Here is a 13569-nt window from a genome sequence, read left to right as displayed (position 1 = left end):
AAAAAGGTTTAACTTTTTTCTACTTTTATAGTGTAAGTTGCCACTATATCTTCTTTAATTTTTAAATGGATATCATAAAATCCTTTGTGTTTAAATTTAGTTTTAAAACTAATTAATCCATTGTCATTTTTAAGTTCGTAAATAGTAAATGGTATTTGGTTAATTCCGGAAAATAAAACTAAAGCTACGGTCTCTTTATTTATTGTCTGTAAAGTTTGAAAACTAAAATTAACTACTTTGTCCTTTATTGTCGTTAGATTCATTTCTGAAGGGCTTACAGGTATTATTTTGTGTTTAAATGTTTCGCCATAAACAATTGGAGAGACTACAAATTTTTGATTTTTTAACGTGTCATTTAAATACCATTTTTTGTTAATCGGAAAATGGTTTTTAGCAAATAATATTGGGTCAGTTAAAAAATAACCATTGTTATAGTCTTTAATAAATGTGCTTCCGTTTAGTAAATAACCGCTAGACCAAGTTGCATCACATAAATACCATTTGTTATTAAGCTTTACAGCATTCCAAGAATGGTTTATCATATCTAAACTATCAATGTTTGATGTGACGCTTCTTCCGTAACCATTAACAATTTTACAGTTTATGTTTGCAAAAAAGCAAAGCTCTTTTAACAAATACGCATAACCAGTACACATGGTTTTTTTGTGTTTTAACAACTTTTTGAACGCCTTTATTTTGTACTGATTATTCCATTTAAGATAGCCTAAACTATCATTTTTAAATTGTTTTCTTTTTTTAGATACTTTATGATCTTGGATAGCATCTCCTTTAATATTATTACAAACCCAAAAATAAATAGCCCTAAATTTTTCGGCATCTGTTTTTAATTTGTAGGTTAAATTATGCGCAAGTAATGGAAGATTGTCTAAGTTATTACCTTCATGTAATTTGGCAATATTATCTGCTTGTGTAAAATCTATAGATTTAAAATCCGATACTTGCGCAATAGCGCTATTAAAAACAAGACATAAAATAAATAAGAATTTATTTTTCATGTTTACTTTTTCTTTTTTGATTTGTACACTTGTTTAACGTCTACTTTACCAACCATATATAATGTATGGCTATCCATATCTATTTTTAGTTCTACAGTAGAAGCAGAATCTGTAGTATCGATTGTTATTTTTTTAGACTCATAACCTATATAACTAAACACTAAAACATCACCTTTTTTTAGTTTTTGAGGGAATTCAAATTTACCATCAAAGTCTGTGGATGTTCCAATAGTTGTGCCTTCTAAAAGGATATTTAGTGCAGGTAGAGGTAAGCCATCTTCGTCTAAAACGACACCTTTAACTTGGATTTCTTTTTCAGTTGCTACTTTAATTTCTGGTGGATTTTCTCCTGTAGTTTCTATTTTTTTAGCGTCTTGTGCTTGTGCTGTTGTTAATGATAATAAAGAGAAACAAGCCAATCCAATTCCGCTTAAAACACTTAAGTACTTTCTTTTTTCTGGAACAACTTCCAAGGTGTTTAATTGAGTGGCTTTAAATCGTCCACAGGTATTTTGTGTATTGTTAATGCTAAAATAGTTACTAATTTCTTGTGCATTCATTTTAGAAAAATCGACAACTTCTTGTTGGCAAGAGCCACAAAAACCTCCAGCATTAGTTGGAGAAAAAGAATTAAAATCTTCCTGACATGGTGTTTTGATGTTTAAATTATAATTGTTATTCATGATAATTAGGTTTTAATGTTATGTTACATCAAACTTAAATATCAAAGACGTATTTAAAAACCGATAATGAGTCAACGCTACCTTTTAATGAGGGAAGTGTCTTTTTTAATGAGTCTATAAATTATTCCTTTTCGCCTTCAGGTGCTTTTGCGTTTTCAGGATTTGTTCCTTTTAAAGAATGTATATAAGCGGTAAGGTGTCCAATTTCTATAGGAGTTAATATTGCTTTCCATTCAATCATACCTTTTCCAGGACGACCACCAAATGCTATTGCTTTTGCAATCTCTGTTTTGTTTCCTCCTTGTATCCAATAATTGTCAGTTAAATTAGGGCCAATTCCACCTCTACCATCTTGCATATGACAAGCAGCACAATTAATTCTAAATAATTTTTCGCCAAGAGCAACACTTTTTTTGTCATCAATAATTTTGAGTATTGCGCCATCTTGGTTTTTAATCCCATCCCATTTGGAATTATTTTTAACGATTTTAGCATCTTCCGCATCATAAATTTTGCCCAATTCTTTACTTATTGGCACCTTTTGCAAATAGGCAATAAGTGCTAATGCTTCTTTTTTAACAGGCTTACTTTCATATTTAAAAGAATCAGAAAGTAAATTAGCTTCATGTATTAAGTTCTCCCAAAGCGTTTCTTGGTCGATAGTCCACTTGTTTTCTTTTGCAATTTCAGTAAGTATAGTCTTGTCTAAAGAGGTTTTTAATAGTTTTTTATAAGCTGGCATTTTTGCATTATGGATAATTGCTTTAGGATCGTATAAAAAAGCAGATAACCATTCGTTTGAGTATTTATTTCCAATACCATCTAAGCTAACAAGTTTATAAGATTTATTTTCTATGTGTTGCGTATGGCATTGATTGCATTGTTCTCTGTTGTATATTTTTTGACCATATGCAGCTAAAAGATTTTTGTCAACCGTTGGGTTGACTTGATAAATTAAAGTGTTTTTATCTACTGTTGGTTTGTCTTGATAATTTGATGTGTCTTTTTTTGTACCACAGCTAAACAAAAAAGTAATAATAATTGTAAATACAAAAATAATATTGGTTGATTTTTTCATTTGGATTAAGTTATCTAGCGACACATTTTTTCAGGTATACCAATTTGGTTAGATAGTTTTCTACGTCTTAAAGTTACGTGTCTTGGTTTGGTTTTTAAAAACTTTATAGGCAATTCTGTGTCTAATGTAATAGCTTCAAAAGTAGATTTTTGCTCAAAAAAGCACTCGCTTTGATAGGATTGATTGTTGTAAGTGAATTCAAATTCGATTACATATAAAAACTCTTCAATATGTTTTGAACCACCAGAATCAAAGGATGAAGTATTATGCGAATAGTCATCCACACGTTTATTAATTATTTTAGCAGTTGTGAAGCTTCCGTATTTTTTAATTTCGGCTTGCTCATAATAATGCATAAAGCTGGAAGGTAACATATAGAGCATAAAACATAAGCTAATTACAATAAAAGCTCCACCAAAAATAATGAAGCCTAAACCATCATTAGTTTTGTAACCAATAAGCATAAATATGCTACCAAATACTATAAAAGCAAAGCCAATACCAATAAGTCCAAGGTGCTTTTTTATAGAATAAATAGCGAAATTTTTACGATCTGAAAATGTAGCTTTCAAGAGGTGCTTTATAATGAGATTATTATCCGCAAGTTAATTAAAAACAGATTTATACTTGGAAGTCGCTTTAGATAAATTTGCAGATAACGATTTTAACCAAAATAACTGATTGCTAATTAAGTGTGCTTCTTGAAGGTTTAATAGTGTTTTTTTGTCAATTTGGGTTTGACCAGCTTTAATGTCTATATCTCTTTTTTGAGACAGATTCTCATAATTTTTTTTCAAGGTATTGTGGGCTTGATGGATCTCTTTTTCTTCTGAAAAAATTGAGATTTTATTGTTGTCTAATATTGAAGCAGAATGTTTTAATGACGCAGTAATACCTTCGATAATAGTATCAAATTCTTCTGAAGCCATAGTTGTTTTATGATTTAAAATATAGGTTCCAATAGACGCAATAGCAGATAGTATAGTATGGTTTAAAGTTACTATATCATAAATTAAAACAGATTCTTTTTGTTTAGATTTTGGGTCTTGAGTTAATCTCTGGAAGGCAGCATTTAGATTACTCATGGCTAGAAAAGCTTCTTTTCTAGAGACTTTATATTCTAAGTTATTAGTCACTTTATCATGATATAAATTTTTGGTTGCCTTTAGGTAATTCTTGTTTGAAGAGATAACATTTGAAATGACATCATCCAAATTTTTATACTCCCAACTAGGAAAAAGTATGTAGTTAGCCAATACAGCAATTGTAGCTCCAATGATTGTGTCAATAACACGATACTGAATCACTGCAAATGCATTAGGCTCTATTAACGCGTAAACAAAAACAATGTGTATTGTTATAAATGCAGCTCCAACTTTGTAGCTTTGTTGTATTAACGAAAAAGCAAATGTTAACGATACTACTGCTAACACCATGTAAAGTATCATGTTTTTGGTAACTAAAATAATAAGTGTGGCAATTATAGCTCCAATAATGGTACCTATAATTCGGTTTTTAGAGCGCTCTTTAGTTAAACCATAATTTGGACGCATAATAACAATAATGGTTAACACAATCCAATAGGCGTTTTTTAGGTCTAAAATGCTACCTAATAAAAACCCAAAAACAATAGCAAATGCCAACCTTAAGGCATGTCTAAGCATTGGAGATTTTAAACTAAAATGCTGCAATAAGATATTAAATCTATAATCTTGAGAGGTTAAAAACTGTTTAGATTCTTGGGTTTTTAAAGTGACTTTAGAATTGTTTTTTACACGATTTAATACACGTCTAATAGCTCTAACTTCACGTAATAATTGCTTTTGGTATGTTTGAAGGTTTCTTAGTGTTATAGCACCTTCGCGTGCTTTAGGTAAAGTTATTTGATCAACATACTCTAATATAGCTTGTTCAGTTTTATCAAAAATTGTGGTTAAAATTTGTCTATCAGGTAAATCAGCTTTTTTTATTAAAAGATCAGATAAAGCAATTAGGTGATTTCCTAACTCTTTATTCATCTTTTTAAAAGGAATTAAATGGTCTTTATTTTGCCCAAATAAAGCATCGATTTTAGAGTAATCAAGTGTGTTGGCAACTGCTAATTCAAAAATATCAATTAATGAAATAAATATTAATAAACGTCTTTCGTTAGAATAGGATCGTCCAGATCGTTTGCGTCCTTCTAAAAGCAATTCTCTTAAAGTTTCATGCTTTTCGCTTATCTCAGTTTGGATGACTAAAGCTTTTTCCGATAGTTTGCCACGCTTGTTAGGTTTGGTTAATAGTTTAGCTCTTAGTTTTAAATAATCTCCAGTTAATTTTAAAGTGTCAGATAATAATTGGTCATCATCTTTTCTTGGAAAAATCTTATTAGATAAAAGCGAAATAAATAAGTACCATAAACCACCAACGCCTAGCAATCCAACATGTATTACAATAGATTTTAAATCTGGTTTATCTACTGCTAAACCAAGTACAATTGCCAATAAACCTGAAAATGATATTAATGATGCTCTAGACCCAAAAGCAGAAATTAAACTAGAACAAAACCCAAGAATAGCAATAGCTACAAGTAGTAAAATAAAAACTGGTTTGGTTAAAAATATAATAAATGATATTAGCATTGTTAACCCTATGCTAATAAGAATTCCGTTTGTTTTACGTCTTAAGCTTCCTGGTATATCACTTGGTGCATTTAAAAACGAACCTAAAGCAATAGCTGGAGCATACTCAAATAAATTTATAGAAAATAATACTGCTAAAGGCAAAACGATAGCAATAGTTACCACAACTCCTCTGTAAAAGTTAGAGCCTTTAAAAAAAAGTTCGATGTTTTTTATATGTGTTTTAAGCTTGCTTTGCATGATTTACAAAGGTAAGTTAAATGGGTTTATTTAACTTGTCAGTTCGAGTGATTTTGAGGTACAAGAAATCGTATCGAGAACTAACTTTAATTAAAATCCTTATTCTCGATACAAATTTCAATCATTTTATTTTTGAAATTCACTCGAATTGACGGATTATAATATTCAATTGGTTAAAGTATTAATAATCCAAATTCCTTAAGCTTTTGCATCGATTTTGAAAACCAAAACAATTCAAAATCTTCAAATTGTGTTTCAAAGTCTTTTTTTAATGCTGAAAACGATGCTGTTTTTCCGTTTGTTGGTTTTAAAGTTTCCAATGTATTAAGCAACCATTCGCCTTCAGGCTTATTTAATTTAATTTGAAGACGTTCCGTTTTATCATGAAACGTTAGTTCTAAAAATTCATTTATAAACCCTTTTTTAGTTTTGGTTTGCTCTGTAACTAAAGGATAATGTCCTAACCATACTAGTTTTGCAGTAGGTTTGGTAGTTAAAATTGTTTGGGTATTTAAACAATCTTCAATAAAATGTTCTGCAATTGTAGTCTGCGGAATCTTTACATCAAACCATTCTTGCAAATCAAAATCAAACCCAATACCATGCATAAAATTGAACAAAGATTTTTTTAATCCGAAACTAAATTGGTTGTGATCGATCCCAGTTTTGTCTTTAAAATCAATATCATTATTTGCAAAACTTATGTCTTTATAATTAGGTGTAATACCATAATCCGAAGGGTTTAAACCAATAGGACTATGTGCAGTTAAAGCAAACTGATGCCAGAATCCAGATTGTATAATACCAAGCTGAAACAATTGCCTAACCATTTCTAAACTATCCACAGTCTCTTGTATTGTTTGTGTGGGATAGCCATACATTAAATAGGAGTGAACCATAATGTTGGCTTGAGTAAAATTTCGGGTAACTTGTGCAACTTGCTCAACAGTTACACCTTTATCAATTAGTTTTAATAATCTATCTGATGCTACTTCTAAACCACCAGAAACAGCAATACAACCAGATGCTTTAAGTAAATAGCAGAGGTCTTGCGTAAAGTTTTTTTCAAATCTAATATTGGTTCACCAAGTAACGGTTAGTTGTCGTTTTAATATTTCTAAAGCTAAGGCTTTCATTAAAGCTGGAGGAGCAGCTTCGTCCACAAAATGGAATCCGTTTTCTCCAGTTTGTGCAATTAATTGCTCCATTCTGTCCACTAAAAGTGAAGCAGTAATAGGTTCATAAATTTTAATATAATCTAAAGATATATCGCAGAATGTACATTTTCCCCAATAACAACCATGAGCCATAGTTAGTTTATTCCAACGTCCATCACTCCATAAACTATGCATTGGATTAGCAATTTCTATAACCGAAATGTAATCCTCTAACAATAAATCTGAATAATCTGGAGTACCAACTTCTAGTTGCTTATAATCTGGTTTTGTAGTGTTGTTTTTATAGGTTACAATTCCGTTTTCTAAAAGGAAAGTGCGTTTAAATTCGTTTTCTGAGATTGCTTCACTTTGTTCAGAATTACAAACAGCATTATGTAATAATTCTATTGGTAACTCGCCATCATCCAATGTGATAAAGTCGAAGAAATCGAAGACGCGTTTATCTGTAACTTGTCGTAACTCTGTATTAGGAAAACCTCCACCAATTGCAATTTTTGTGTCTGGATAATTAGTTTTTATAAATTGAGCACATCTAAAAGCGCTATATAAATTTCCTGGAAAAGGAACCGAAAAACATATTAGTTTTGGTTGTACAGTTTTTATTTTTTTATCTAAAATTGTAAGTGTTATCTGGTCAATAAATGTTGCATTATTCTGAAGACTTTCATATAATTCGTCAAAAGCATTTGCACTTTGCCCTAAACGCTCAGCATATCTGCTAAATCCAAAATTAGGGTCGATACATTCTATAATAAAATCTGATAAATCTTCAAGATATAAAGTGGCTAGGTGTTTAGCTTTGTCTTGCATTCCCATTTCGCCAAAAGCCCAATCCATATCTTCCAATTGCTGAAATCTAGAGGCTTGAGGTAAAAAATTTGTGGTGCAAATTTGTCTTGCTAAGGTTTGATTTTTTCCTTGTAAAAACAATATTACAGCATCTAAGGGTTGTAAATAATCGTCTTTTAAAGTGTAAATACGTTGGCAATTTTCTGTAACAATAGTGTCGTTTTCTATTGCTAAATCAAATAGTTTATTAAACGTTTTTTTACTGAATAATTCCAAGATAACCTCAATACCTAAATCCATCTGAAATGCAGAAATACCTTTAGTATTTAAAAACCCTTTTAAATATGCTGTAGCAGGATAAGGAGTGTTTAATTGGGTAAAAGGGGGTGTTATTAGTAAGAGATCTTTCAAAATATGGTTTTAAAACTAATGCTGTAAAGGTACTTGAAAAATTAGTCTTTGTAATACCAGAATGGAATGGTTTTAATTAAGTCTTTTTTTATAGTGTCTTTGGTTTTTAATAATCTATAAATTTCTAAATCATGTTTTCCATCAATCAGTGTTTTAATACTAATTACGGTTTCAAAACCATCTTGTTTATTTTTGTGTTTAGTAAATAAAAATTCTGGATTTGGATATTCTAAACTGTCAATTTTAAAGCTGTAGATTTCAGATAATGTTTTTATGTATTCTGTTCTTAAACTGTCTTTATTTATTCTATTATTAAAATTATTAAAACCAATAGTAAAATCCGATTTAAAACCACGATTGTCTTCTTTAGGTTTTAAGCCTTCATTAAATGTAAATACTGCATCTTCAATACTTTCTCTATAATTAATAAATACAGGCAAATAGCGCGTTTTAATTATTTTTGATGGGATAGAAGCGGTTCTTACAAATGTGCCTTTTTCAGTAGTCTCATCATCATAATTTAGACTATTAGCAGTGTAGGTGTTGGAGTTATTATTGGATGAAAAATAATTAGATCTTTTTAAATTATATGATGTAGCAGCTATGATTAAAAAATAGATAGGAATTAAGATTAGACTTAAGCGTTTTCCGAATCTGTTATCTAAAAAGTTATGTACTAAAGGACGATATAAAAAGGATAGTGTCAAGTAGCTAAACACCCAATAAAAAGGAAAGTAAATTTTAGCTAACCATTTTTTCTTTTTTAAATACCCTTGTGTTATAAAATCTATGAAGGTGAATAGCATTCCAAACAGGACAACAAACACTAATACTATTCCAGTATAAAATAATGCGACGTTTTTAGTTTCATTACCATCAACAAGAAAATAACCAATTAAACCCAGCAATCCAGCATACAAAAGAAATGTAATGAAATAGAAAATAAGTAAAAAAGATATTGCAAAAAGTACACTACAATAGTCTTCTAATCTAGAAATATACTTATCAAAAGATCCCATTCTTTTTCTTAGAAAGCGATCAAACTTAGGCCTATAATTCAGTTTTTTGTAATCAATATCTCCTGAGACATAACGTAAACCTAATGCTCCAATCCATAAACCTCTTAATACAACATGTATTAATAAAGTAAACATTAATATAGAACAGGATACAAGTCCTATAGTTAATGCAATTCCGAGAACAGGATTGTTTTCATTATGTGTAATGTTAATATACACATTAAGAGGCTCAAGTACTTGAGATAATCCATAAATTGAAAACCCAGAAATAATAAGTTCTAACTGCCAACTTTCTTGTTGTAGCTTGTCTAACCATTCCTTAAAGGCTTTGGATCTATAATTATTTCTCATTACTATTTAATGGTTGGTTTATGTAAATATAAAATTAAATATTTAACAATTATTTTTCATTATTTAAAATAGTAGCGACTGCTTGCCTGTATTTTACAGGATTTCCAGCTTTTTTAATGGCTTTGTATGTTTTTTGTGGATTAGAAAATGATTGCGAAAAAAACTCCCAAAACCCTAACATTTTCATCTTAATTGGTGTTGGTCCAGACAAATACTCATCATATTGTTGGTAGATTGTATCATGAAACTCTCTAAAAATCTCCCAACGGTTTTTAGGATATTCTGTCGTGTTGTTTTTAATCATACTAGGCAAAAAAGGATCTGCAATTAAACCACGACCAATCATAAAATGATCAATACTTGGGAAGCGCGTTTCCATTTTTTTAAAAGACTCCACACTTGTAATATCTCCATTATAATACAGTTTGTGTTTAGTGCTTATTATACAACGCTCAAACGCATCCAGATCTACAGGTCCTTTGTATAATTGTTTTCCAATTCTGGCATGAATTGCAATGTTTTTAAGTGGATAGTTGTCTAGAATAGGGAAGGTGTCTAAAATCTCTTCTGCATGCTCATAACCCATTCTCATTTTCATGGAAACCGTTATGTCGCTTTCGTTGTGTGCTTTTTTTAAAACCTCATCAATTTTTGTAGGATTACAAATTAAGCCAGAACCCATTCCTGATTTTGTTACCATTGGATAAGGACAACCTAAATTCCAGTTTAACTCCTTATAACCTAAACTTTGCACATACTTGACTACAAATAAAAACTCGTCTGGATCATTAGTCATGACTTGTGGAATGACTTCTAAAGTGGTATTGTTTTCTGGTTGTAAATCTAGCTGGTACGAGGTTTTGATTTTTAACTTTCCGTTTAACCTTATATAAGGTGCATAAAACGTGTCAATACCTCCAAAATAATGGTGAAACGCATTACGGAATCTAAAATCCGTAAAGCCTTGTAAAGGTGAAGAGAGTAATGTAATTGACATCTAAATAATTAGGTTGCGCAAATATAGTTTCAAAAAATAACAATTACGCAATATTTACTAAACCACTCGGAAAAGGTCTGTAAGCATAATACTGTAACACTTCTTCAATAGCTAATTTTAATGCTTTGTTTATTGGTGTAATAAGGTTTCCTAGAGTAAAATCTATTTGTGATAATTGCATGTAATAGTCTGTAAATAGTGGTACGTAAAGCCCATTTTTTATAGCTTCTAATGTGTCTTGATGCGATCCTTTTTGGTTCTCTTTAATAATCTTGCATGTTACTAAACGTTTTTGTCCATACTTATCATTGGAAGCAGCATAGCCAAAAAGTCTGCAAATTAATCCACGATATTTATAATTATTACAACGTCCTAAAGTATTGTCTACAACATTTAACGGACTGTAAATATGACAAATAGATTGTTTTGCTTTAGTGTTTAATATTTTAAGTGTGTCTTCAGCTTGACCATTTAAAAACAAATGAAAAGCATATGGTAAAAACTCTAATGGAGATGCTTCAATCGTTGGGTTAGTGCAGCAGTTACCACAACCAGATATACAATGTAATGTTGTATTGTGTTTAAATGTAGATATTTCTGTGTCTAGATCTTCAAATAAACATTCTACCAATCGCACTCTTCTTTCTATCGACATTTCTTTTTTTAGGAAGGTAGACTATATTTTTACCGTATGCTGTGTTTATTTTGTTTAAAAACAAAAAACCACTTCTAACAGAAGTGGTTTTTAAATGCAAAATATAGCTAAGCTTAATTAACCTTAAAGCCTAAAGCAATATAAGGTTGTGCTATGTTTGGTACAGGTCCACCAGCTCCATAAAAATTAGAGCTCTGGAATACAACATTACCAGCTGTTAATGGATAGGGTACATTTGTAAAATCGGATTTGCGTAACACACGACCAATTGTTTCGTTTAGTAAAGTGTAACCAGCAGTTATAGTACGTCTAACAGTTATTATGTCTCCAGCATTTACAGTTACAGATGTAATGCTTTGGTAGTCTAAACTACCTTGTGCAAAAGTATGTACACCAGAATAACTAGCACTACTAGTATTATTTATAACTTCCATAGTATAACTACCTGTATAAGTACTTGGGTTTTGGTAACCTATTGTACAAATTTCTCCAGATGCATTAATTTGGATATCATACTCATGTGTTTCTAGATCCATCCATTCTGGAAGATCATCGTAGCCAGTAGCAAAAGCATTAGTGATTGCTGTGCTAACATAACCGTTTTCGCAAACATTGTTGGTACTGTCGTCGTCATTATCGCAATTAAAAAAGGTGATTGTTAAAAAAGCGATTAAAGCAAATTTGATTGTTTTCATTTTTTAGATGTGTTTGTTAATAGTCGTTTTTATATTTACAGTTGCAATATACTGTAAGACTATATTGTATTAAACAATTAATCAATAAAAGGTACCTTTGGTTAGATAAACGGTATTTATTGGTTAATTAAGTGTGTTGTTTATAATGATGTTCATTTTAATATATATGCTCCAAGTATTGTACCTCCAATTCCTCTTGGATTTTTCATCCAATTAATCCCAAACACACGTTTTATTTTGTATGTTTTTCCAAAAATATCCTGATATCCATAACTGCAGTATGATGCATGAGCTCCAGAATAAATTATTGCGCTTTTAAATTTTTTGATATTCTTTTTTTTAATTTCTTTTTTTTGAAGTGCCAATAATTTATATGCTTTTTTTGTTGAATAACCAGCATTTAAATATTCAACTGCACTTTTAAAATCAGTAATACATTCTGAAGAGAAATTTTCTTTAGTTAAATATATTCTCTTAGCTATTATTGAGAATAATTTTATAGCTGTTTCGTAATATATTGAATTATCATGTGGTATAATTCCAGAAATATTTTTGACGATATTAATTTCATCTAAATTAACTGAGGCTTCAAAAGAGTCTTTAAATACTACAGTGGTTTTATTATTTGTTTCATCAAAGCTTTTAAAAATAGCATCAATAGATCCAAATTGTACAATAGCAGATTTTATTAGAGCAATTGTAACACAATTTCCATTTTTATAATCATCAAGACATTCTTTAATCTCTTCTCTAATTATTACATTCCCTTGATAAAAATCTTCTATTATTGTTTTTTCCATTTAATTTTTCTAATAGGTGGATAAGTTTACTATTGCAACGAAGTTAGTTGTTTTTTATTAGAAAATCAATACGTATTTTTATTTGCCAAACCACAAGCACAACACATAAAAATACTTGTTTTATGGTAAACCATAAACCAGTTATTTTTTAGAATTTCTTTTTGAATTAGATAAGTTTCTACTGGATGTTTTTGGTGGATTATTATTTCTTCCTCCTCCAGATTTATTTCTTGTTTTACTTGGCGCGTTTTTCATTCGGTTTGATTTAGTCATAATTTTATTTTTTTAATAAATTTTAGATAAAGAAAATTTGTTGTTTCCATGATACTATGATAAACACATAATTTTATTTAACAAAAAACAATTTACAACAGCTCAATTAATATATTTTGCGGGTTTCCGTAAACGGTAAAATAAAGCACAAAAAAACCACCTAAAAGGTGGTTTTTTATTGGTATTAAGACTTGTAAAATAGGTTACTTATAAACAATATCTATAATTTGACCATTAATATTTAAAGTTTTAATCTTATCGTTTTTTGGGATTGAGGCAGCAAACTCAACAAAATAAGTTCCTTTTTTCTTCGCTTTTAATTTTTGCTGGTATCTGTCATATCTAGAGGTCATTTTTAAGGCTTTAACTACAAAATCTATATTGATAAGGTTTAGGTTTTTGTCATACAACAGTATTTTTTCAAAATCTATTACCTGCTCTTTGGAAGATTTGTTTTCAAACTTAAACATGATGGATATAAAACGGGTTCCTTTTTTTGCAACATACGTTACGTTTCCTCTGTTAGAGGTTCTGGCTTTGGTGATTTTTTGAATGCTAAATTGTAATGTTTCGGAATAATTATAAACATGACTTTTGTCTACTTTTTGTTTTTTTTGTGCAGTAGCACTAAAAGCAACAATAAAAAGGAGAAAAACTATTTTTTTCATAAGTATGGTTTTTATAAATGTATGTTTTTTTTATTACAAACAAAAAAACCACCTAAAAAGGTGATTTTTTGATTTTCGCTTAAACGAAAAAA

General features: G+C 29.9%; 12 protein-coding genes and 1 pseudogene. All 13 read right to left on the bottom strand.

All coding sequences use genetic code 11. From position 1 onward, the window contains the following. Positions 1 to 8: 8 nt before the first annotated feature. On the bottom strand, positions 9 to 1016 hold the full coding sequence (locus SJY17_RS14615) for a transglutaminase domain-containing protein (RefSeq protein ID WP_397363309.1): 1008 nt from the start codon (positions 1014 to 1016) through the stop codon (positions 9 to 11). 2 nt (positions 1017 to 1018) lie between these two features. Continuing rightward, complete coding sequence (locus SJY17_RS14610; RefSeq protein ID WP_397363308.1) at positions 1019 to 1699, bottom strand: carboxypeptidase-like regulatory domain-containing protein; 681 nt, start codon at positions 1697 to 1699, stop codon at positions 1019 to 1021. A gap of 121 nt (positions 1700 to 1820) precedes the next feature. After that, a complete protein-coding gene (locus SJY17_RS14605) occupies positions 1821 to 2777 on the bottom strand; it encodes a c-type cytochrome (RefSeq protein WP_397363307.1) in 957 nt (318 codons plus the stop codon). A gap of 14 nt (positions 2778 to 2791) precedes the next feature. Continuing rightward, positions 2792 to 3349 carry a hypothetical protein gene (locus tag SJY17_RS14600; RefSeq protein ID WP_397363306.1) on the bottom strand — a complete coding sequence of 186 codons (558 nt, stop codon included), beginning with the start codon at positions 3347 to 3349 and terminating at the stop codon, positions 2792 to 2794. Between the two features lie 33 nt (positions 3350 to 3382). Then, complete coding sequence (locus SJY17_RS14595; protein ID WP_397363305.1) at positions 3383 to 5641, bottom strand: FUSC family membrane protein; 2259 nt, start codon at positions 5639 to 5641, stop codon at positions 3383 to 3385. Between the two features lie 173 nt (positions 5642 to 5814). Continuing rightward, positions 5815 to 8019: pseudogene (locus tag SJY17_RS14590) on the bottom strand (B12-binding domain-containing radical SAM protein). Positions 8020 to 8060: 41 nt separating this feature from the next. Next, on the bottom strand, positions 8061 to 9389 hold the full coding sequence (locus SJY17_RS14585; RefSeq protein ID WP_397363304.1) for a hypothetical protein: 1329 nt from the start codon (positions 9387 to 9389) through the stop codon (positions 8061 to 8063). A 49-nt stretch (positions 9390 to 9438) separates the two neighbouring features. Further along, positions 9439 to 10386 carry a tRNA dihydrouridine synthase gene (locus tag SJY17_RS14580; protein WP_397363303.1) on the bottom strand — a complete coding sequence of 316 codons (948 nt, stop codon included), beginning with the start codon at positions 10384 to 10386 and terminating at the stop codon, positions 9439 to 9441. 43 nt (positions 10387 to 10429) lie between these two features. Further along, positions 10430 to 11041: a YkgJ family cysteine cluster protein gene (locus SJY17_RS14575; protein WP_397363301.1), complete on the bottom strand. Its 612-nt coding sequence runs from the start codon at positions 11039 to 11041 to the stop codon at positions 10430 to 10432. A gap of 113 nt (positions 11042 to 11154) precedes the next feature. Then, positions 11155 to 11736, bottom strand: coding sequence for a hypothetical protein (locus SJY17_RS14570; protein ID WP_397363300.1), 582 nt, complete (start codon positions 11734 to 11736; stop codon positions 11155 to 11157). 152 nt (positions 11737 to 11888) lie between these two features. Then, positions 11889 to 12536, bottom strand: coding sequence for a hypothetical protein (locus tag SJY17_RS14565; RefSeq protein WP_397363299.1), 648 nt, complete (start codon positions 12534 to 12536; stop codon positions 11889 to 11891). Positions 12537 to 12677: 141 nt separating this feature from the next. Further along, positions 12678 to 12809, bottom strand: coding sequence for a hypothetical protein (locus SJY17_RS14560; RefSeq protein WP_397363298.1), 132 nt, complete (start codon positions 12807 to 12809; stop codon positions 12678 to 12680). Between the two features lie 203 nt (positions 12810 to 13012). Further along, on the bottom strand, positions 13013 to 13477 hold the full coding sequence (locus SJY17_RS14555; RefSeq protein WP_397363297.1) for a hypothetical protein: 465 nt from the start codon (positions 13475 to 13477) through the stop codon (positions 13013 to 13015). Positions 13478 to 13569: the final 92 nt, after the last annotated feature.

The organism is Olleya sp. R77988 (assembly GCF_044594215.1).
Classification (GTDB): Bacteria; Bacteroidota; Bacteroidia; order Flavobacteriales; family Flavobacteriaceae; genus Olleya.
Note: the sequence above shows the minus strand (reverse complement) of the source record. Positions and strands in the feature narration are given on the sequence as shown.